The following is a 20,545-nucleotide window of genomic DNA, read 5'->3' as shown; positions in this document are numbered from 1 at the left end:
TGTTTTGGATCGTGCGCTAGAATTTGTGGGCAACCACCCGTTTTTATTTGGCATATTGGCCGTACTTGCCGTACTGTTCTTTGCCATCGAAAACAAACGTAGCGGTAAGAAAATATCGCCCAATAGCCTTGGGATGATGGTGAACTCGCAAAACGCGCAGCTTATCGATATTCGCGCCAAAAAGAAGTTTGAGACCGGTTATATCCAAGGCAGCCGCAACATACCTTTTACTGACCTCAAAGACCGCATCGAAGAGATTCGTGCAATTGAGCAGCCAGTCATCATCATTTGCGATATGGGCGTGCAAGCAGGCGCAGCCATCCAAATGATTGGCAAAGACAGTGTTTACCGCTTAGAAGGCGGTGTGGGCGGTTGGCAAAGTGCTGGCATGCCATTGGTCGGTGTAAAAGATGCCAAGTCTAAAAATAAAGGCAAGGCAAAACCGAGCTTGCATAAGTAGTTTGCATAACTTGCTTAAAATTACTGAATTAAATAGCTTGTTTAGCCTACGCGCTCGTTCTCACTGCTAGCAGCGCAAAATTCGAAAAAAGACACTTCTTTATTGGGTGTCTTTTTTTGTGTGGCATTTATGCTACTTTCACAGCTTTTGGACTGGACTGGATTGGCTTGAATTTATCCTACCCATCCCCACTTTATAATGAGCATACGCAATTACATTTGCCATTTACTCGTTGGTGACGGATTATAATATTTTTTATAACATGAGTGTTTATAATAAAACTGTCGCCAAAAACCAATAAATAAGGATTTACCATGACTGTATCTGTTAAAGTTTACACCACCCCTATCTGCCCTTACTGCTCAAACGCCAAACAACTACTAAAATCTAAAGGCGTTGATTACGAAGAAGTCGGCATGCATGACATCAGCAGCGAAGAACGCCAAGCGCTAATGAAAAAAACCAATAACTACCGCACTGTGCCACAGATTTTCGTCGGTGACACTTTCGTCGGTGGGTTTGATGAGCTGAATCAAATGAATCAACAGGGCAAACTTGACGAGCTATTAGCAGGTTAATCTGCTAACTTTGCTGACGGTCTCTCTTTACCTGTGCTATCTTTACGTTGGTGAAAACCACCTGTGTCAGAATCGCAGGTGCAAATACCGCATGTATAACGTGCATAAAGAGAGACAATGGCAAATAAAAGATATTGGTAAAAAACATCGAGATCATATCGAAATAACTTCGAAATAATATCGAAACATAGTCTCGATTTATATTACAATTATTGTTTGCCCACTCATTTGATTAACTTTTAGAGGAATTATCATGGCTGAAGAACAAGCACAACCACAATTGGCACTAGAGCGCATCTATGTCAAAGACATGTCACTTGAAGTACCAGGCGCAGGCGTATTCACCAAAGAGTGGAACCCTGAGCTTGATATCAATCTATCAAGCAATGCTGAAAAGCTAGACGACGATCATTATCAAGTGATTTTGACCGTTAGCGTTACTGCAAAAAATGCAGAAGAAGCGGCATTTATCGCTGAGGTGCATCAAGCGGGTATTTTCTTGCTAAAAGACATTCCAGAAGATCAAATCGGTCAAATCCTAGGTGCTTATTGCCCGAACGTTTTGTTCCCGTATGCTCGTGAAGTCATCAGTGACATCGTTACCCGTGGTAGCTTCCCACAGTTATTGCTAGCGCCTGTTAACTTTGATCAAGCCTATGCGCAAAGCCAACAGCAAGCACAAGTAGATGCTCAAGGTAACGCATAAGTTTTAGCTTGATGACGTATTGATATAGCAGTATCTAAAAGTCGTTTACTTATAATGAGTAAGCGGCTTTTTTATGTTTAAGATATAATTAGTTTTTAGTCATCACTTTATTAATTTTCTAAAGGTAAGACTGATTCTGCCGGACTGAGTGTCACTTTTAGGAATCGAGTGTAACCACTCTTTTTGAATACTATCATTCATATATATTAACGTTCCATTCGTAAGATGAAAAGACTCCGTAATATTTTCAAAATATTTGTGCTTAAAGAGCATATCTCGAGCCACCCCCCAACGACAAAATAGCGACACCTGTTCCATCAGCTAACTGACTCGTATCGTCTGAATGAAAGCCCATCTTGCTACTACCATCTAGGTAATAATTTACTAAGCAATTATTCGGTAAATAACCAACTACCCCTGCTATGATCAAAGCTATCTCTTGAATAATCTTTGGCATTTTTTTCTCATCATAACTCATTCCTGAATAATGATAAGAAAGACCAAAGCTTTCTGTATACCTAGAAGTCATTTGCTTATTCCAAATTACGGTCTCTTTTAATATTAAAAAGACTTCAGATGCAAAGGATGGCTTTATGAGATCAGGATGAAATATGATATTTAGTGTTGGTTTATCCATGTCACATCTGTTCCATTAACAATAGCTTGACGATTTATATTTAACTATACACTGGTTATTTTATCTCGCGCTACGCAAATATTGACTAAAAGCTATGACTTTCAAATAAAAAAACCCCGACTATTCAAAGTCGAGGTCTCTTTTATATAAATAGACTACATATCGAGGATATTTTAGCCTTTTAGCGCAGACAAAATCTGCTGCTTCACATCATCAATGCCTTGAGTACCATCAAACTTATCATACTTAGGCGCATCAGCGCCTTTGCTGGCTTTGTCTTGATAGAAACCAACGAGCGCTGATGTCTGCTCATGATACGTCGCTAAGCGATCACGAATGGTCGACTCTTTGTCATCTTCACGCTGGATAAGCGCTTCGCCAGTCACGTCGTCGATACCCTCGACCTTTGGTGGATTGTGATCGACATGATAGACGCGACCTGAGCCTGGATGTTGGCGGCGACCAGATAGGCGCTTGACGATTTCGTCATCAGGGACACTGATTTCGATCACATGATCAATCGCGACGTCTGCATCAGCAAGCGCTTGGGCTTGCGGAATCGTACGTGGAAAACCATCCAAGATACAACCATTCGCGCAATCAGGCTTAGCGATACGTTCTTTCACTAGGTTAATGATGAGATCGTCAGAAACCAAACCACCAGCATTCATAATGTCTTTGGCTTGTTTGCCAAGCTCACTACCTTCTTTGATTGCTGCACGCAGCATATCACCCGTTGAGATCTGCGGAATATCATATTCTTTAGAGATAAACTGGGCTTGGGTACCTTTACCGGCGCCTGGTGGACCTAGCAAAATAATACGCATCATTACACGATTCTCCTTAATAATTGGGATTTTGGGACAAATAAAACTCAGGGATTGGTTGATTGCAAAGCTACCTTACCTTGTGGCTTTACAAAGCTCAAGTATTTTCAGTATTACAGCGATAAGTTGCCATGACTTAGCTGTTCAAATAATGCTATTGCGCGCTGCTCGGATGGGCAACAGCGCTGGTATCAAAAGTAAAAAACATAGAAATAAAGATTAAGGAACCTGTTGATTAATGTCGACATTGACCTGATTTTGCTCAGCGCTAATCACCACAGGATTACCTGATAAATCGCCGGACTCGGCGACTGCATTACCGCTGTGACTAATACGGGCAATGACGGCCAGCTGTACCTTGTCCGCACGGGCAGATTTTAGTGTCCGTGTCGGCATCATGGCATCGAGATCGCTTAGACTGATATTAACCTCACCTTGCTTAATCACGCTAATTGGCAAACGCTTAGCAGCAAACGGCGGACCACCTTTGACATCGCGTATCGCTACAAACAAGACATCATCGGCTTTGACCAACGGTAACAAGCTAGTATTGATGGTTATTGTAACGTCAATACCTTCAGACGCTTGTTGTTGCTGAGCGCTCACATTGGCACTCAGCTCATCCAAGCTGGCCAGCGCTTGCGTATGATCCCCTGGCTTTGCTGAAATGCTAGCGCGCAGACGCGTAATCCAGCCTTGTGCTTGATCAAAGTTACTACTGCGTGCCTCACCCATTGCCATGAGCATTTGCGCGCCTTCATGCTGTGGATTTTTGGCCAGCACTCCTTCTAGAACGCGGCGGCTATTAGCATCTAATTGCCCTTTATTAGCAAAAAAGCTAATCTGCGCATAGGTCGTCGCAATCTCTTCATTATCGGGCGCTAAGCGATAGGCACGCGACAAAGCCTCTAGTGCAGAATCTGTCGCTTCTAGTGATAAGAACAGCTCGGACAAGCGCATCCAGCGATTATAATCATCAGCATGGCGATAGACGTTGGTCTGCATAGCGCTAATCAACTGTTGACCATCTTCGATGGCCCAAGCTGGCGGCTGGTCAATCCTACCTGCCAATAAATCATCAGCAACTTGACCGACTTTATCCTCGGCCGCCCACAGCTCAAATACAGGCGTGCGATCACCGACCATCAGATACGCCATCGCTGCCAACACTGGCACCCAGACTACAATGATTAACCGGCTTTTGATACCGGGCGCAATCATCGGCGTCACTACGCGCTGCGCATCTAAAAGCTGACGTTCAAGCTCAAGCTTTTGGGATTGATAATGACTATCATCAATCGTGCCAGCATCCTCATCAGTTTTTAGCTCTGCTAGACGAGCGCGAAAGACAGCGATATTAATATCGAGTAGCTGATTGTCCACGGGCTTATCTGTTGCGCGTGAGGCTCTTAACCACGGCATTATGGTGATAAAACCAAGAACTAAAGCGATAAGTAAGCTTAGGGCAATAAATAAGCCAACAGTAGAAAATAGGGTCATTTTTTGTCCTCGATGCTGGTGATGTCATGATCTGTTCTGTTGACGCTATCTTTGCTATCAGCACGTGATAACAGGCGATCAAGTTCAGCTTGTTCTGCTACCGTCAATGCAGCAGCGCCATTATTTACCGTCACGCCGCTTTGACCACTAGCAACACGCTGATGGCGCTTGCTTCGCCAAAACCAACCAACTATTAAAAGCACGAGTAATAATGGTGGAAAAAACCATAGTATCCACGTTGAGGGACGGACAGGCGGTTTATAACTGATGAAGTCGCCATAACGCTCCTGCATATAACTGCGAATCTCGGTATCACTCCGACCATCTTTGACCATATTGTAGGTTTTTTGCTTTAAATCTTGGGCAATAGGCGCATCAGAACCTGCAAGGTTTTGATTTTGGCATTTTGGACAACGAAACTCTTCAATGAGACCTCGATACTGAGCTTCTTGTTGTATAGAGTCAAAGTCGTAAACATCGATGGCGGCATAAGCGCTCATACTTATGCCCATGTTTATAGTTATACCAAGGCTTATACTTAGCAAACACGCAAATATGAAGCTAGCCAATGCTGTGGTCAGAGTTTTCATGTGCTTTGTCGGCATAGTCATTGTCTTCATAGTCATTATAGGCATCGTTATCATTTGCACGCCTCCTTGACCTGATTGGGGTCGGGACTGACATTGCGTTTATTGGCTTCGTTGAGTACCATGAGACAAGGCGTGATACGACTTTGCCAATTACTCTCATTAATCTCACCGATAATATGCTGACGAATAACCCCTTCACCATCGACCACGAAAGTCTCAGGTGCTCCCGTCAAACCTAAATCTAACGCAAACTGACCCGACAAATCCTGAATAGACATCGAGAAGGGATCGCCGCCGCGGTTAAGATATCCTAGCGCATCCCCGATGTCATCTTTGTAATTGACGCCAACCAAATTGACGCCGCGCTCTTCTAACTGCATTAAAAAAGGATGCTCGATAATACAAGTGGGACACCAAGAGCCCCAAATATTCATCAAAAACGGCCGATCAGGCAGATTGTCGTTGGTCATAATACGACTGGTATCTGACAATAACGGCAGCTCAAATGCAGGCACCGGACGCTCAAGAGCAGTATTGGTGACGATTTCAGTCGGCTGGCCCAAACGCATATAGAGCATAACCACAAAGCCTGCAAAAACGATGAGCGGAATCAGAAACCATATCTTTAGCTGCTTTTTATTGATGGTCTTATTAGCATTTTGGTTAGAGGTGTTGTTTGACGTACTCATACTAATTGTCCCCCATCTTTACTGCCGGTGCTTCCACATCTGCTACAGTCACAAAGCCTGCTGAATCCATCGCATTTTGGCTGACAGTCTTAGGCTTTTTGATGCGATAACGCTTGTCTAGCATACTTAGCAATCCACCTAGAGCCATGATAATAGCACCAAGCCATATCCAACGAATCAACGGCTTCACATAGATACGTACCGCCCATTGGTTGCTGTCTTCAGCAATTGGTTCGCCAAGTGCGACATAGACATCACGCATGAGACTGGCATCAATTGCCGCCTCAGTCATCGGCATCATACTCACCACGTAAGTACGCTTTTCAGGATACAAGGTAGTCACTGCGCGACCGTCTTTGGTCACCTCCACTTCCGCTTGCATACCATCGAAGTTACTGCCTCTGACTTCATGAAAATCCTTTACAGTAAAGTCATAACCTTGCACATGCACGCTATCATTTTCGCCCAATGCCACATCACGCTCGATGCTTAGGCTACTAGTGAAGGCGATGCCGATAACCGCTATCAACACACCAATATGTGCCGTTTGCTGACCCCAGTAGCTCAAACGCAATTGACCCAAGCCTTTAAAAAAGCTCGGTGCATTTTTGGTTTTGTCTTTAAAGTCGACGACCATCCAGAACAATACCCAAAAACTAACGGCCAAAGTGACACCAATATTGAGCATAGAAGACGGGTGGACAAAGTAAGCAATAATCGCTGCCAATACTAAGCTGCTAACAGCTATGACCATACCAACGCCAAGTAATGGGCGCTTGTCTTTTTTCCAGCGGATATTAGAGCCCATACCCATCGCAATCAATAACAACCACGTTAAGGGGACAAATAGCGCATTAAAGTAAGGAGGGCCTACCGATACTTGACCCAAATTAAAGGAATCAGCAATGATAGGATATAGCGTACCCAGCAAGACCACTAAGGTAGCAATCAGAATAATGACGTTATTGATGACTAAGAATGACTCACGCGAGATAAGCTGGTACTGACTCTCGACCGTCAAACGCCAACCGCGCACTGCGAACATCAACAGGCCGCCACCAATAATAACCCCTAAGATAGCTAAGATGACTAAGCCACGAGTTGGATCAGCGGCGAACGAATGCACCGAAGTGATAACGCCAGAGCGTACTAGGAACGTGCCAAGTAAGCTCAGCGCAAAGGCAAAAATCGCCAGCATAATCGTCCATGCCTTAAAGACACCACGCTTTTCAGTCACTGCCAACGAATGTAGTAATGCCAAACCGGCAAGCCATGGCATCAGTGACGCGTTCTCTACTGGATCCCAAAACCACCAACCGCCCCAGCCAAGCTCGTAATAGGCCCACCAAGAACCCAGCGCGATACCAATGGTTAAGAAACCCCAAGCAGCGAGTGCCCATGGACGCGACCAACGCGTCCAAACGGCATCCAAGCGCCCTTCCCATAATGCTGCCATACAAAACGCAAACGGCACGACCATGCCCACATAGCCCATATATAGCATCGGCGGATGAATAATCAGACCGAAATCTTGTAGAACAGGGTTCAGATCCGCGCCATCGACAGGCAGGTTTGGCAAAGTACGATCAAACGGCGACGAGGTAAAGATTAACATCGCCAGCATCATCATCTGTACGCCAGCCAATATCACCAATACCCGCGCACGCATCGACAGCGGCAGACCACGGCTAAAATATGACACCAAGGCACACCAAGTGGCCATGATGGTCATCCATAACAATAACGAACCTTCATGCCCGCCCCACGTTGCTGATAGCTTATAGTACCAAGGCAACAAGGTATTAGAATGCTGGGTGACGTAGACCAAGCTAAAGTCATTGTAATAAAAGCCGGCCATCAAAGCGCCAAATGAGGTAATCATGGCAGCAAACTGTGCCCATGCCAAACTTGGTGCCAAACGCTGCCAAGCAACGTGATCACGCATGATGCCAATAGTTGGCAACACCACTTGCAAAATCGCCAATATAAAGGCGGCCAGCAAGGCAAAATAACCCAATTCTGTGATTAACATATGGTCTAACCTTGTTTACCTTGGATACTATCTAAGAGTCGCCGATGGCATTTATTAGCCACTGGCGAACGCTATATAGTCCTTAATGCGGTCATAGTTTACGGTTACAAACAGAGGTTTTAATCGCTATAGAAGCCCATAAAACCCGCTACTATTATCGTGATGTACTAATACGATTTATTAATACAAAGAAGCTGTCTTACACTGGTTGTGCTTTTATTAAGTCTGTAAAAAAAGTTACTTACTGCCCTACTGCCCTACTGCATCGCTGGGAAAAACACCAACACCAGATGCAACCAACCTGCCAAAAACCCAGTCAGTCCACCCAAGACGATAAGCGTCATCTCATCTTCCCGAAACGCCGGACGTAATAAGTTCTGAAACTCATTTGGCGATAATGCGCGAATACGATCTCGGAACAGCCCAAATATCTTACTGGCACGGCTTTCATTCAACTCAGGATCACGTAGTGGCACCATGGTCGCGACGATGGATTTATCAATAATAGTATTTTTTAACTGCCCATACTCACGGCGACCCAGCCCTACTCTTAACGTCGTACTAATGACCGGCGATTCTAACACCTTATATAAGTGCGACTTCATGAGCTCACGCGTTTGTGCAGCACGGTCACCATACATCATCTCATTCATGATGTTCTCAAGCGTCACCAAATCTTTTACCACAATCTCAGCGAAAACCTCAGAGACTTCTTCTTGACGCTTCATAAAGCCGCCCTGAAAACGATACTGGCCAATATGCGGCAGCTGCGGCCTAATGAACGGGAAGCGACTTTGTAGCGCAAAAAACTTCACATACGGTATAAAGTGCGGCTCTATTGGATTAAACACCATCCAAATGGCGATCCAGTTGGTGAGAAACCCCCAAATAGCGGCAAAGAAAGGTACGGTCCAATGCTGCGGCACCACCAAAAAAATGAACATTTGCACAATACCGAAAACCAATCCAATCAGCGCACTGATATGCCAAATAAAGTTAATCTCTTTTTGGCCTACCTTCAAAAACATATCGACCATTAAGCGCCGATCGTTTTCCATGGTATTAACAATCATTTTACGCATATCGACCAAGTCTTCGACATGATAAGTCAAATCCGTCACCAGCGACTGCATGATACTGGGCAACTCTTTGTGTGCTTGGGCGTAGACGCGACGCTTTAAGGCATAGGGCAAGTTGCCCCAGAGGGCTGGCGAATGGTCGAGCATAATCTCATCAATCAGTGGCTCAAGGTTTTTATCCACGGTATCAGTGATAAAAACTGCCATTTGATCCGGCTCCATCGCCTTAAAAAACTCATCAAGCGAACCGAGCTTAGAGAGCGTTTGATCTACAATTACCCCAGATATCTTGCCCGCTTTTCGCGGCACGATACCTTGCCAGCCGATACCCGGTAGGCCAAAAAACGGAAAGTTCGGAATACGAATACCCCAAAACTTAACAGGATAAAACAGCATTTTGAGCGCCATCCACACGTGTATCCAAGTGACGAATGCCGTCACGGGTGGGATGGTTAGCATGGCAAAAAACTCTGGGTGCTCAGCTATCGTTTGCCACAATGAAGTTGCGTCCATGACTTTGGTTGTCCCTGACATGATGATTGTCGTTGCTAATAAAATATGCTTAGCAAATTAAGAACGCTCAAAAGACGTTCCCCCAAAATAACTACTAATAACCAACCGGTTCAAGACCCTGTTAATTCGTTCAAGGTACCTTTAATTGGTTTAAAATATTTTTAATTGATTTAATATTTTTGAATATAAGACAGATAAGTGCAAGTCCTATCAATGCAAGTAATACTCTATAATAGCCTGCGCGACTCTGACAGCGCGTCAATGCTATATAGAATTGACGATATAAAATAAATCGCCTGATTTTAGCATACTTGCTATTCATTAGCACACGTCGACCCTAGCCAAGTTGTGACTAGAGATGACAAGTTCTGTTGCCTCACTGGTATTGTGAAAGTAATCGTAAAAGAATCATCCTCATAATCGTAAATATCTCAAACCCATTTATCTCAATCACTCATGATGCCAACGATAAAATAAATCGCAGAGTACTGCGCCCTCGCATTTGTTCTGTTATAATTTGTGATTAATTTGCAGCGAAATTCAACACACCAGTCATTGCAAGTTAATGATTGCGCATAGCACTGTATCTGATTGAAATCATTAATCTTATCCTTTATATTCATCGCGCTTAGACTGACTATCCCACCGTTTTATCCCGCTTCTGATGTTTCGCCGACCGCCTGAGTACTGATTTTATATGAATAAACCGCTAGCTTCCGACACCGAACAGGTCAACCGTATTTTTGCGCACCGGATCATTATCTTTGGGCTACTAATATTTTTGGGTCTGAGTGGTTTGCTACTACGCTATGGTTATTTGCAAGTCTATGCTCATGATAAATATACGACACAGGCAGACAACAATCGCATTAAGCTGATATCTGCACCGCCAAGCCGTGGTTATATTTATGATCGTAATGGGGTGATACTGGCGGACAATCAGCCTGTATTTACGGCGATGCTCAGCCCTGATGAGGTCGAAAACCCAGAACGTACCTTAAATTTGCTCGCGCCCATCTTTGAGCTTACCGATAAAGACATCACGGATATTTTGGCACGTCTGAGCAAAAGTAAAAACGATCCAGTGACCATTAAAATCGATTTAACCGAAGCACAATTGGCGCAGTTCAGCGAGCGCAAGCCTTTCTTTCGCGGTGTTACTATCCAGAGCAAGTTGACACGCTCATACCCTTACGACGAGCTGTTCGCCCACGTCATTGGTTACGTCGGCCGTATCAACGACAAAGAAAGCAAGCGCATTGACAAAGATCGCTATGCGGGCACGGATCTCATTGGCAAAATCGGTATTGAAGATTTTTATGAAGATATTTTACTTGGACAACCGGGCTACCAATCGGTAGAGACAGACGCTCACGGCAATATTATTCGCCAACTAGACACCAAACCGCCGATTGCAGGTAATGATATTACCCTGAGCTTAGATTACGGTTTACAAACCGTCGCTCAGCAGCAGCTCGATGGTCGTCGCGGCGCTATTGTGGCGATAGACCCGCAAAACGGTGACGTACTGGCCTTTGTCAGTAATCCAAGCTATGACCCCAACCCTTTTATCTCTGGCATCTCGTTTAGAGACTATGGCTCACTACGGGACGATCTGGATCAGCCACTATATAATCGGGCATTACAGGGCACTTACCCGCCCGGCTCTACTATCAAGCCTTTTGAAGGTTTGGGCGGGATTCATTACGGTCTGCGTGATTGGGACACCACTATTTATGATCCTGGTTATTTCAGTCTGCCCGGAGATACCCACCGTTTTCGCGATTGGAAACGTGGTGGTCACGGCACAGTCGATCTCAAAAAGTCTATCGTGATGTCGGTTGATACCTACTATTATAAGCTGGCCTATGAGATGGGCATTCAGCGTCTGCATGATTGGATGGTACGTTTTGGCTTTGGCGAGGAGACTGGCATTGACCTGCCCAATGAAAAGTCAGGCATTATGCCATCGCCAAAATGGAAAAAAGACACGTACGATAAAGGCTGGCTACCGGGTGAGACGATCTCAGTCAGCATCGGTCAAGGGTATTTCTTAGCCACGCCGCTACAGATCGCCAATGCGACAGCGATGACTGCCAACAAGGGCTATCACATTACCCCGCATCTGCTGAAAAGCAGCGATGGGGCAGCAGAGGTCAAGGTCATCACCAAACCCGATGGCAAAATCGACTATAACGGCAAACCCTCTGATTGGCTACGCATGCATGATGCGATGGAAAGTGTGGTGAAAGGTGGCACGGGACGTGGTATCTATACGCCGCGCTATCGTATCGCGGGTAAGACTGGTACGGCACAGGTAAAATCCATCGCTCAAGGCAAACGTTATGATAAGTCTGCGATAGACAAGCGCCACTGGGATCATGCGTGGTTCAACGGTTTTGCGCCAGTAGAAGACCCACAAATCGCCCTTGCCGTGTTGGTCGAAAACGGTGGCGGCGGTAGTGCCGTGGCAGCACCTATTGGTCGCGCGCTATTTGACTATTGGGTATTACAACGCAAAAATGATCCTATCTTGCCACCAACAGCTGACCAACTAAAAGTCATCAAACGTCAAAAAGCTTTTGAAAAAGTCATGCGTGATGCCCTGCGCGACAAAGAAGCAGCGTTAGCAGAGCAGGCAGCCGCGCAAGCAGCACCCACGACAGCGAGCGAATAAAGACCCATAAAGAATAAGAACGGTGACCATGAAAAAAGTAGCAACATCGCATAGCACTAAGCGTAAAACGTCTCATCAAGCAAAATCGTCGGCTGCCGGTCAGGTACGTATTATCGGTGGACAGTTTAAACGGCGCAGCGTCAGCTTCATCGATGCCGAAGGTTTACGTCCGACCCCTGATCGCCTGCGGGAGACCCTATTTAATTGGTTACTTGCTGATATTCATGGTGCATACGTGCTCGACAGCTGTGCCGGTAGTGGCGTTTTAGGCTTTGAGGCACTGTCTCGTGGTGCAGCACACTGCACCTTTATCGAGATGAATCGAGCACAAAGCGACATGCTGCAGCAAAGCGCTGAGCAGTTGCGCCTCGACGCTGATACCTATCAGATTATCAATGGCACCGCAGAGCAAGTATTGATGCAAAGTCACCTTGTCTCGCGCCCTTTTGATATTGTCTTTATCGATCCGCCCTATGCTGAAGATTTGTGGCAGCCGATTTTAACGACGCTTATCAGCCAGTCGCTCATTAGCCCCACGACCCTTATTTATTTAGAGGCCGATAAAGACTTAGCAGCACAATTGAATCAGCTAGCGAATATATTCAATGAAACATCAATGATACAAGCGCCAATCAGCTTTGATTGCCTCAAACAAACCAAAGTGGGACAAGTTGTCGCTGGACTTTATCAGCTATCATCGTCATAATTGTTTGGTTAATAAAAACGATTAACAAACGTTACAAATGTTTAGAACCGCTAAAAAACTGGCCAACGCTGCAGTTTAATGTATATAAGGCGAAAATAAACCCCAATGCAGCTTGCAAGCGTAGGCGCTACTGCTTATAATGTGCAGTCTGTTTTTTGAGAGCCCCGTTCCCAGCTAAACTCTCAACGAATTCTAATTTTAAGGTTTTATCATGAAAACACTTAGTGCAAAACCAGCTGAAGTGACCCATGACTGGTATGTCGTAGATGCTGACGGCAAAACCCTTGGTCGCTTAGCCACTCAAATCGCTACTCGCTTACGTGGCAAGCATAAGCCGTCTTTTACGCCGCACGTTGACACTGGTGACTTTATTGTTGTCATCAATGCTGACAAAATCACGGTAACGGGTAAAAAAGCGCAAGATAAAAAATACTATCGTCACAGTGGCTATCCAGGTGGTATCAAAGAAACCAACTTCAGTAAACTGCTTGCACATAAGCCTGAAGATGTTCTACACAAAGCGGTTAAGGGTATGCTTCCAAAAGGTCCTCTTGGCTATGCGATGATCAAGAAGCTGAAACTATATGCGGGTACTGAACATCCACATGAAGCACAGCAACCTAAAGCACTAGACATCTAAGGATACACTTATGGAACGCAATTACGGAACTGGTCGCCGCAAAACTTCTACTGCTCGTGTCTTTTTAGCTAAAGGTACTGGTAGCATTGTTGTTAACGGCAAGCCACTTGATGAATATTTCAGCCGCGAAACCTCACGCATGGTTGTTCGTCAGCCTCTAGAATTACTTGACTCACCTACTGCTTATGATCTTTTCATTACGGTTAAAGGCGGCGGTATCAGTGGTCAAGCGGGCGCTATTCGCCACGGCATCACGCGTGCATTGATCGAGCTTGACGAAGCCAACAAACCTGCTCTAAAAGCAGCTGGTTTTGTGACTCGTGATTCACGTCAAGTTGAACGTAAGAAATTGGGCCTACGTAAAGCACGTAAACGTCCACAATTCTCGAAACGTTAATCAAAACTACTTCTTTGCTTTTTGTGGTTATCGTCTTTTTCTCAGAGTCGATTTAACCGTATTAAGCAAAAGAATAGATTTGCAAAACCCCATAAGCTGGTCACAGCTTATGGGGTTTTTTTATGCCCACTCATCTCTTTATTGACAAGCGATGTATGGCGTAAGCGGTTGCGTTGCACACCGCTCTTATTGCCGCACTTTGCGAAAATGTTGCTTGCAAAGCGCCTAACGCTACCCCATCATATTACCTATCTATTTATGATACGCCGTTATTTATAGCGCAGAAGGATATTATGAAAGCGCCCGAACAATACGATCCAAGCAAGTCATCAAAGACCGATATGCCATCGCCAACTGCCGCGCAGCATGGGAAAGCAGCGAAGTCACCCGCTATTCCTATCGGTACGCCAACGATTACTCAAACCCATAAACGTACGGCGCAAGCGCATAAAAAGCCTTTTCAATGGCAGTTTTTGCTGCCTAAATATTGGGCGATTTGGTTATTGCTGGTTATTTTTCTACCGATGATTTATCTGCCACTACGTTGGCAGTTTTGGCTTGGGCGTAAAGTAGGTATTTTAATCTATAAAGTAGCAGGATCGCGGCGACGTGATACGCTGATTAACTTAAGGCTAGCCTTTCCAGAGAAACCAGAAGTCGAACGTGAGCTGATGGCTAAGCAAGTCTTTGTCAACCAAGGTATTGGTGTGTTCGAAACCTTATGTGCATGGTTCCGACCAAATGTCTTTACCCGCACCGTTTCTATCTCTGGATTACAGCATCTCGTTAATGCCCAAAACGAAGGTCGTCCAGTCATTCTACTAGGCGCTCACTATACCATGCTCGATTTGGGCGGCTTACTTTGTGCACAATTTTTCCCTGTAGACTGTATGTATCGCACGCAGAATAATCCATTACTTGATTGGTTTATTTATAATGGCCGCACCAATATATTCGGTACACAGATTTCTAGTCGAGACATGCGCAGTTTGGTCAACTCTATCAAAGCCGGACATGTTATCTGGTACTCTCCTGACCAAGATTATGGTCTTAAGCAAGGAGTAATGGCACCATTTTTTGGTGTGCCAGCAGCGACTATCACCGCTTCAAGACGCATGGCAAAGCTAGGTAGCAAAGACAAGCCACCTGCGGTCATGGCATTGCATACCTATCGGCAGACGCCTGATAATCTGCCGAGTGGCAAACGCCCGCATTATCATTTAACCATTACCCCAGCATTAGATCATTATCCCAGTAACGACGAGGTTGGTGATGCTAGCCGTGTCAATGAAATCTTAGAAGGGTTGATTCGTATTGATCCGACTCAGTGGATGTGGTTCCATCGCCGCTTCAAAAATGGGCCTGATGGTCGGACTGGTATTTATAAGTAGACTCCTATTCTTAAGAAAATTGCTGGGAAAATTTGCTATACTTTGCAGCTAATATTTTATCTTGTCATCAATACATAAATAACCACATAAATAGCGTTTCAATAACCACGCAATTATAATAATTCGATAAATAAAACCTTTATAAATAAATAACGGATTTTCCATGAATAATAACCGCACTTCTGATAATCAAACTTCTGACAGCCAAATCTCTGATAACTCGACACAAGCCAAACGCATTTTAACTGGCATTACCACTTCAGGCATTCCACACTTAGGCAACTATGTAGGCGCCATTCGCCCAGCGATTCAATCTATTCAGAACAGTAATGATGAAGCTTTTTTCTTTTTAGCCGATTATCATGGCATTATTAAATGCCATGACCCTGCTATTATTCATGAGTCTACTAAAGCGATTGCTGCAACTTGGATTGCCTGCGGTCTTGACCCTGAGCGTGTGACCTTTTATCGTCAATCAGATGTTCCCGAAATACCAGAATTGGCTTGGGTTTTAAATTGTTCATGTGCCAAGGGTTTAATGAATCGTGCTCATGCTTACAAAGCATCGGTAGATGCCAACATGAATAAAGAAGATGTTGATCCCGACCAAGGTATCACGATGGGTCTGTTTGGCTATCCGGTATTAATGGCTGCGGATATCTTAATGTTTAATGCTACTCACGTACCAGTAGGACGTGATCAAATTCAACATATTGAAATGGCGCGTGATATTGCGGGTACTTTTAATCATAAATATAAGCCGCTATTTACGCTACCCTCTGCGGTGGTCGATGATGAGATGCCGCTATTGACGGGTCTTGATGGACGTAAGATGAGTAAGAGCTATGGCAATACTATTCCGCTATTTGGTGAGCTAAACCCGCAAGTCAGCCCTGAAAAACAGATGCACAAAGCCATTATGAAAATTGTGACCAACTCACAACTGCCAGAAGAGCCAAAAAATCCTGACGACTCTGCTATTTTTGAGATTTATAAGGCCTTTGCTACGCCGGAAGAAATCGCCGACATGCGTGCGCAATTCGCCGCCGGTATTGGCTGGGGTGATGCCAAGCAAGCATTGTTTGATAAAATCAATAATGAGATAGCCCCATTTCGCGCGCGTTATGAAGAGCTAATGGCCAATCCAAAAGAGCTGGAAGAAATCTTACAAATGGGCGCTGACAAAGCTCGTCGCCATAGCCGTAAGCAACTAGACAAAACCCGCCGTGCCATTGGTATCCGTCCACTTGCCAAACTTAAATAATCGGGTTGTGACCAAGACGAATGCTAAATTTGGCAACTGAGTTAGCGTATCAAGAAGTGGCTGTATCACAAGATACCTTGTCTGTAGCCGCTCAGCAAAATTTTGTGGCTGTAAAAACTCAAGAGGCTAGAAGGGCTAAAGATGGCTCAGCTATCAATGATATGTCACTGCGTATTTATCAGACACCGGTGCAGCATCTGCCAGAAGATTTGTATGTACCGCCGCAAGCATTTGCCATTTGGCTTGAGCAATTTGCTGGACCATTAGATTTTTTATTATATCTGGTAAAGAAAAACAACGTTGATCTGACCCAAATGCCGATATTGCCCATCACTAAGCAATATTTGGCTTATATCAGTCAGCTAGATACCGATCATTTTGAATTGGCCGGTGATTACTTGCTGATGGCATCAACGTTGATTGCGATCAAGACCGAGCTATTATTGCCAAAGCCAGAGACCCCAAGCGATGAGCGCGACCCAAAAGCTGAGCTGATTGAGCGCCTCGAAGAGTATGCGCAAATCAAAGTAGCCAGTCAGCGTTTGGACAATCTGGTCCGTCTTGAGCGCGATGTGTTTTTGGCGATGGCTAGTATGCCCAGTCAAGATATTATGAATGCCGAGCGGCCCAATTACTCGCCAAATCTGTTGATTGATAGCTTATTTAAAATGCAGTTACAGCCCGACCATCAGATGCATACCATTAAAGTCGATGCCGTTCCTCTTGCTGACCGTATCGCCAGTATTAGCCGTCAATTAAGTATGAATGGCGCGCGCTCGTTTTATGGGCTATTAGATAAAACTCAAGGCAAGATAGGCGTGGTGGTTAGCTTCGTTGCCGTGCTCGAGCTGATGAAACGCCAGCTAGTTGGTGTTATAAACGCTGATTTAGAGAGTCACCCTAACGATACTGCTACTGGTAATGAATCTGCTGAAGACAGCCACCTAGGGTCATTAACGTTACAGTGGTTGGCTTAATGGTTTTTAATAGAGAATATGTAAAATGACAGATACGCAGCATCTACATTTAGCAGAGATGAGCAAACATATTGAAGTACTGCTGCATGCATCCGAAGCACCACTCACCGCTCATGATTTAAAGAAGCACTTGTCTGTGTCTAGCAAAGATCTCAAACAAGCTTTGGCATTATTACAGCAGCGCTTGGATACTGGTGTACTAAGCTTGCATGAGACGGCCAGTGGTTATCGCCTACAAATTGCGGATAGCTACAGTGGCTTGATTCAGCGTGTATTCCCGCAGCGTCAAGAGCGCCTTAGCCAAGCCTTACTTGAGACACTGAGTGTGATTGCTTATAAACAGCCAGTGACCCGCAGTGACATCGAGCACGTGCGCGGTGTCACGCTATCGAGTAATATATTGCGTCAGCTGTTCGATAAAGGCTGGATTGAAGAGAAAGGTTACAAGGAAACCTTGGGTCGACCAGCATTGCTACATACCACGCCACAATTCTTAGATGCCTTTGGATTGAATCATTTAGATGAGTTACCACCGATGCCAGATATGGCAGCCATTAAAGCGCTCTCTTAGCCTCAAAGTACGCTCTTAAACAGCTTGCAATAAGAACTGTATACTATTTTTAAGACCATAAAAAAGGACAAACTTAATAAGCTTGTCCTTTTTTTGAAACCAGTTTTTTTGAATCAAATTTTTAAACCAGTTTTTCTAAATCACTACAGTTAGATTAACAGTACTGATTATTAATTATTGGTTAATAATATCAACGCCCTTTGGCGGGGTAAATTTAAACTGGCTGCTGCTGATGCTTGGGTTCAGTTTGATGCCACTAAACTTGATAGAGGTCGTTTGACCTAAGGTATCATTTAGCACCATCATGACTGGCTTACCACCACTAAAGCTCATTGATAAACTCTTAAAGCTGGCACTATCCGACTTTGGATAAAGCACATAGTAGTTTTTATTATCATACGGCTGGGTGATTTTAAAGTTTTTATCGATTTTGCTTGGATCACCTGATAATAAGAGTGCTGGGGTATTACCCACTTGGCTATCGACGTTTTGCTTAGTCGCTTGCTCTAAGTCTTTGTCATAAACCCACATCGAGCTGCCATTAGCAATGATTAGCTGCTGTGAAGGTGACTTTGTCTCCCAGCGAAAGTTGTTTGGACGCTGCACACTCATAGAGCCAGAAAACGTGCCACTATTAGCGCCTTTGGTTGTTTGGCTAAAGTTAGCCGTCATACTCTTGGTATTGGCTAACAGTGTATTTAAACGCTTAGCAGCCGTCAAGTTATCCGCAGGGGCAGCCGTCGCTGATTGTGTGAGTGCCATCATCGGCGCTGCGACACCAAGTGAGGTCATCAACACACCTGCCAAAGCACCGCTCATCATTTTTTGTTTTAGGCTCGTGGTTTGTTTATTTAGTAAAGTCATTATTAATCCTCTCTCAAAATGCGTAATCGCTAAAAAATAAATGTTGTTATTAAAATTTTTGTTTTCAATACTGTTTAATAGCCTAGATAAAACCAGCCTTATTAAACAATGCGCACAGTGTGCCAGTTTTTTCATTACGCGCCTAGTCATGATTTGCAATCATTACTACGCCTGCCATACGCGCTTGTAACCAACTCTGTTACACACTATATCAAGATATTTATATAAAACCTTATAGGGTCGATTGGTTCACAAGCTTAGACTTGCTCTGGCTTACAGACATAAAAAATCCTCTACTACCAAACGGTAATAGAGGATTTTTTAGTCATCAGATTGTTTTACTCAAAAAGAATAAAACAACCTAGATGGGCAATTATGCGCTTTCAACCATAACATAACGACGGTTGAATTTACCTTTGGTCGCAAACTTTACCACACCGTCATTCAGTGCAAATAAAGTATGGTCACGACCCATGCCAACGCCTTCGCCTGCGTGGAATTCTGTACCACGTTGACGAACGATGATGTTACCGGCAACGATGGCTTGACCGCCAAAGATTTTTACGCCGAGCATTTTTGGGTTTGAATCACGACCGTTACGGCTTGAACCGGCAGCTTTTTTATGTGCCATGAGAAAATCTCCTTGTTAATGTGACTTATCGCTAATGCGACAACTCTTAAGCATTTAGTGCGCTATTTAGCAGTAATTGCTAAGTGGATAATTAGGCATTAATCGCTTTGATTTTTAACAAGGTATACCATTGGCGGTGACCTTGCTCTTTGTGATAATGCTTACGACGGTTGTGCTTGATGATACGGATTTTTTCGCCGCGACCATGTTCAACCACTTCTACTTCTACGCTAGCACCTTCAACGATAGGCTGACCGATTTTGACAGTTTCACCGTCAACAACCATCAACACATCTTCAAATTTGATTGTTTCGCCTTTTTCTGCTTTTAGTAATTCAACTTTTAAAAGCTCGTCGACGACTACACGGTGCTGTTTACCACCAGTTTTGATTACTGCGTACATTGTCTGACTCCGTTTAACCCGTGTGCCGTGGATGATATTATACCAACGCTTTTACGACGAACACGACAGGGAAAAATTAAAGGCAAGATTTTACGGCTTTTTGCTCATAAAAGCAAGCCGCGCCTCTTGTTTTTGTAAGGTGGTTACACTAAACCAGCGCTAATACTACTACATCTATTAATATAGAGGGAATGGCAGTGTGACTGATGGTTAAGTCGATCGAATCTGCCACTCAAGCAAAATGCTTGCTAATAGTAATAAATACTGACTTACATCTAACAGCGGCCATTATAACGCATATAATCAGTTGCTTACAGTCTTTTATCAATCGCTTTTGCTTAAGCAGCCATTGTTGATAATGCCCCATAAAACTATTTATAATTCTTTTTTGTTTTTATCATTTTTATTTGGTA

The 20,545-nt window shown here is 44.3% G+C and carries 22 protein-coding genes; 11 read left to right on the top strand and 11 right to left on the bottom strand.

All coding sequences use genetic code 11. The features are described from left to right. Window positions 1-4 precede the first annotated feature (4 nt). The 3 genes from CXF65_RS06405 to secB all read left to right on the top strand — a co-directional run bounded on the left by CXF65_RS06405 (window position 5) and on the right by secB (window position 1,744). Entirely contained in the window at window positions 5-460 is a 456-nt protein-coding gene (locus tag CXF65_RS06405) for a rhodanese-like domain-containing protein (protein ID WP_025652813.1), read from the top strand. Window positions 461-774: 314 nt separating this feature from the next. Continuing rightward, window positions 775-1,038, top strand: coding sequence for a glutaredoxin 3 (grxC, locus tag CXF65_RS06400; protein ID WP_025652812.1), 264 nt, complete (start codon window positions 775-777; stop codon window positions 1,036-1,038). Between the two features lie 253 nt (window positions 1,039-1,291). Beyond that, window positions 1,292-1,744: a protein-export chaperone SecB gene (gene secB, locus CXF65_RS06395; protein WP_101211449.1), complete on the top strand. Its 453-nt coding sequence runs from the start codon at window positions 1,292-1,294 to the stop codon at window positions 1,742-1,744. A 102-nt stretch (window positions 1,745-1,846) separates the two neighbouring features. Here the strand turns inward: secB and CXF65_RS15270 are convergent, their stop codons facing one another. The 8 genes from CXF65_RS15270 to CXF65_RS06360 all read right to left on the bottom strand — a co-directional run bounded on the left by CXF65_RS15270 (window position 1,847) and on the right by CXF65_RS06360 (window position 9,611). Continuing rightward, window positions 1,847-2,017: a hypothetical protein gene (locus tag CXF65_RS15270; protein WP_413772496.1), complete on the bottom strand. Its 171-nt coding sequence runs from the start codon at window positions 2,015-2,017 to the stop codon at window positions 1,847-1,849. After that, entirely contained in the window at window positions 2,007-2,381 is a 375-nt protein-coding gene (locus CXF65_RS15200) for an alpha-ketoglutarate-dependent dioxygenase AlkB (protein ID WP_101211448.1), read from the bottom strand. The genes CXF65_RS15270 and CXF65_RS15200 overlap by 11 nt, the downstream gene beginning before the upstream one ends. A 173-nt stretch (window positions 2,382-2,554) precedes the next feature. Then, window positions 2,555-3,211 carry an adenylate kinase gene (gene adk, locus CXF65_RS06385; RefSeq protein ID WP_101211447.1) on the bottom strand — a complete coding sequence of 219 codons (657 nt, stop codon included), beginning with the start codon at window positions 3,209-3,211 and terminating at the stop codon, window positions 2,555-2,557. 216 nt (window positions 3,212-3,427) lie between these two features. Further along, a complete protein-coding gene (gene ccmI / locus CXF65_RS06380) occupies window positions 3,428-4,708 on the bottom strand; it encodes a c-type cytochrome biogenesis protein CcmI (protein ID WP_101211446.1) in 1,281 nt (426 codons plus the stop codon). Next, window positions 4,705-5,208 (bottom strand): cytochrome c-type biogenesis protein, encoded by a 504-nt coding sequence (locus CXF65_RS06375; RefSeq protein WP_374190022.1) that lies wholly within the window; start codon window positions 5,206-5,208, stop codon window positions 4,705-4,707. The genes ccmI and CXF65_RS06375 overlap by 4 nt, the downstream gene beginning before the upstream one ends. 140 nt (window positions 5,209-5,348) lie before the next feature. Then, the gene (locus CXF65_RS06370; RefSeq protein ID WP_025652806.1) at window positions 5,349-5,987 is read right to left on the bottom strand and encodes a DsbE family thiol:disulfide interchange protein; all 639 of its coding nucleotides are present in this window, start codon (window positions 5,985-5,987) and stop codon (window positions 5,349-5,351) included. 1 nt (window position 5,988) lies between these two features. Further along, a complete protein-coding gene (locus CXF65_RS06365) occupies window positions 5,989-8,019 on the bottom strand; it encodes a heme lyase CcmF/NrfE family subunit (RefSeq protein ID WP_025652805.1) in 2,031 nt (676 codons plus the stop codon). 257 nt (window positions 8,020-8,276) lie between these two features. Next, window positions 8,277-9,611 carry a membrane protein gene (locus tag CXF65_RS06360; protein ID WP_025652804.1) on the bottom strand — a complete coding sequence of 445 codons (1,335 nt, stop codon included), beginning with the start codon at window positions 9,609-9,611 and terminating at the stop codon, window positions 8,277-8,279. Window positions 9,612-10,308: 697 nt separating this feature from the next. On the opposite strand from CXF65_RS06360, the gene mrdA reads away from it, so the two are divergent. From mrdA to scpB, 8 genes are all read left to right on the top strand, one after another. Then, window positions 10,309-12,288 (top strand): penicillin-binding protein 2, encoded by a 1,980-nt coding sequence (gene mrdA / locus CXF65_RS06355; RefSeq protein WP_025652803.1) that lies wholly within the window; start codon window positions 10,309-10,311, stop codon window positions 12,286-12,288. Window positions 12,289-12,316: 28 nt separating this feature from the next. Beyond that, window positions 12,317-12,994: a 16S rRNA (guanine(966)-N(2))-methyltransferase RsmD gene (gene rsmD / locus CXF65_RS06350; protein ID WP_101211445.1), complete on the top strand. Its 678-nt coding sequence runs from the start codon at window positions 12,317-12,319 to the stop codon at window positions 12,992-12,994. 211 nt (window positions 12,995-13,205) lie between these two features. Next, window positions 13,206-13,634 (top strand): 50S ribosomal protein L13, encoded by a 429-nt coding sequence (gene rplM, locus CXF65_RS06345; RefSeq protein ID WP_010199223.1) that lies wholly within the window; start codon window positions 13,206-13,208, stop codon window positions 13,632-13,634. A 10-nt stretch (window positions 13,635-13,644) separates the two neighbouring features. Next, on the top strand, window positions 13,645-14,031 hold the full coding sequence (gene rpsI / locus CXF65_RS06340) for a 30S ribosomal protein S9 (protein WP_025652801.1): 387 nt from the start codon (window positions 13,645-13,647) through the stop codon (window positions 14,029-14,031). 293 nt (window positions 14,032-14,324) lie between these two features. Further along, complete coding sequence (locus CXF65_RS06335) at window positions 14,325-15,422, top strand: lysophospholipid acyltransferase family protein (RefSeq protein WP_101211444.1); 1,098 nt, start codon at window positions 14,325-14,327, stop codon at window positions 15,420-15,422. Between the two features lie 163 nt (window positions 15,423-15,585). After that, window positions 15,586-16,686, top strand: coding sequence for a tryptophan--tRNA ligase (trpS, locus tag CXF65_RS06330; RefSeq protein ID WP_101211443.1), 1,101 nt, complete (start codon window positions 15,586-15,588; stop codon window positions 16,684-16,686). Between the two features lie 161 nt (window positions 16,687-16,847). Further along, complete coding sequence (locus CXF65_RS06325) at window positions 16,848-17,663, top strand: segregation and condensation protein A (RefSeq protein WP_101211472.1); 816 nt, start codon at window positions 16,848-16,850, stop codon at window positions 17,661-17,663. 25 nt (window positions 17,664-17,688) lie between these two features. Next, a complete protein-coding gene (gene scpB, locus CXF65_RS06320) occupies window positions 17,689-18,234 on the top strand; it encodes an SMC-Scp complex subunit ScpB (protein ID WP_025652797.1) in 546 nt (181 codons plus the stop codon). A gap of 174 nt (window positions 18,235-18,408) precedes the next feature. Here scpB and lolA read toward each other — a convergent pair whose 3' ends face one another. The 3 genes from lolA to rplU all read right to left on the bottom strand — a co-directional run bounded on the left by lolA (window position 18,409) and on the right by rplU (window position 20,132). Further along, entirely contained in the window at window positions 18,409-19,098 is a 690-nt protein-coding gene (lolA, locus tag CXF65_RS06315) for an outer membrane lipoprotein chaperone LolA (protein ID WP_101211442.1), read from the bottom strand. Window positions 19,099-19,471: 373 nt separating this feature from the next. Beyond that, entirely contained in the window at window positions 19,472-19,729 is a 258-nt protein-coding gene (gene rpmA / locus CXF65_RS06310; RefSeq protein ID WP_010199200.1) for a 50S ribosomal protein L27, read from the bottom strand. 91 nt (window positions 19,730-19,820) lie between these two features. Continuing rightward, the gene (gene rplU / locus CXF65_RS06305) at window positions 19,821-20,132 is read right to left on the bottom strand and encodes a 50S ribosomal protein L21 (RefSeq protein ID WP_025652795.1); all 312 of its coding nucleotides are present in this window, start codon (window positions 20,130-20,132) and stop codon (window positions 19,821-19,823) included. Window positions 20,133-20,545 lie beyond the last annotated feature (413 nt).

The organism is Psychrobacter sp. Sarcosine-3u-12, assembly GCF_002836005.1.
Classification (GTDB): domain Bacteria; phylum Pseudomonadota; class Gammaproteobacteria; order Pseudomonadales; family Moraxellaceae; genus Psychrobacter; species Psychrobacter okhotskensis.
The sequence above is the reverse complement of the archived record's forward strand: the minus strand, read 5'-3'. Positions and strand labels throughout refer to the sequence as shown.

Excerpts from the sequence above, each read along its gene's own strand:
- grxC (WP_025652812.1), top strand. The coding sequence starts at position 775 with ATGACTGTATCTGTTAAAGTTTACACCACCCCTATCTGCCCTTACTGC.
- secB (WP_101211449.1), top strand. The coding sequence starts at position 1,292 with ATGGCTGAAGAACAAGCACAACCACAATTGGCACTAGAGCGCATCTAT.
- CXF65_RS15270 (WP_413772496.1), bottom strand. The coding sequence starts at position 2,017 with ATGCTCTTTAAGCACAAATATTTTGAAAATATTACGGAGTCTTTTCAT.
- CXF65_RS15200 (WP_101211448.1), bottom strand. The coding sequence starts at position 2,381 with ATGGATAAACCAACACTAAATATCATATTTCATCCTGATCTCATAAAG.
- adk (WP_101211447.1), bottom strand. The coding sequence starts at position 3,211 with ATGATGCGTATTATTTTGCTAGGTCCACCAGGCGCCGGTAAAGGTACC.
- ccmI (WP_101211446.1), bottom strand. The coding sequence starts at position 4,708 with ATGACCCTATTTTCTACTGTTGGCTTATTTATTGCCCTAAGCTTACTT.
- CXF65_RS06375 (WP_374190022.1), bottom strand. The coding sequence starts at position 5,208 with ATGAGCGCTTATGCCGCCATCGATGTTTACGACTTTGACTCTATACAA.
- CXF65_RS06370 (WP_025652806.1), bottom strand. The coding sequence starts at position 5,987 with ATGAGTACGTCAAACAACACCTCTAACCAAAATGCTAATAAGACCATC.
- CXF65_RS06365 (WP_025652805.1), bottom strand. The coding sequence starts at position 8,019 with ATGTTAATCACAGAATTGGGTTATTTTGCCTTGCTGGCCGCCTTTATA.
- CXF65_RS06360 (WP_025652804.1), bottom strand. The coding sequence starts at position 9,611 with ATGGACGCAACTTCATTGTGGCAAACGATAGCTGAGCACCCAGAGTTT.
- mrdA (WP_025652803.1), top strand. The coding sequence starts at position 10,309 with ATGAATAAACCGCTAGCTTCCGACACCGAACAGGTCAACCGTATTTTT.
- rsmD (WP_101211445.1), top strand. The coding sequence starts at position 12,317 with ATGAAAAAAGTAGCAACATCGCATAGCACTAAGCGTAAAACGTCTCAT.
- rplM (WP_010199223.1), top strand. The coding sequence starts at position 13,206 with ATGAAAACACTTAGTGCAAAACCAGCTGAAGTGACCCATGACTGGTAT.
- rpsI (WP_025652801.1), top strand. The coding sequence starts at position 13,645 with ATGGAACGCAATTACGGAACTGGTCGCCGCAAAACTTCTACTGCTCGT.
- CXF65_RS06335 (WP_101211444.1), top strand. The coding sequence starts at position 14,325 with ATGAAAGCGCCCGAACAATACGATCCAAGCAAGTCATCAAAGACCGAT.
- trpS (WP_101211443.1), top strand. The coding sequence starts at position 15,586 with ATGAATAATAACCGCACTTCTGATAATCAAACTTCTGACAGCCAAATC.
- CXF65_RS06325 (WP_101211472.1), top strand. The coding sequence starts at position 16,848 with ATGTCACTGCGTATTTATCAGACACCGGTGCAGCATCTGCCAGAAGAT.
- scpB (WP_025652797.1), top strand. The coding sequence starts at position 17,689 with ATGACAGATACGCAGCATCTACATTTAGCAGAGATGAGCAAACATATT.
- lolA (WP_101211442.1), bottom strand. The coding sequence starts at position 19,098 with ATGACTTTACTAAATAAACAAACCACGAGCCTAAAACAAAAAATGATG.
- rpmA (WP_010199200.1), bottom strand. The coding sequence starts at position 19,729 with ATGGCACATAAAAAAGCTGCCGGTTCAAGCCGTAACGGTCGTGATTCA.
- rplU (WP_025652795.1), bottom strand. The coding sequence starts at position 20,132 with ATGTACGCAGTAATCAAAACTGGTGGTAAACAGCACCGTGTAGTCGTC.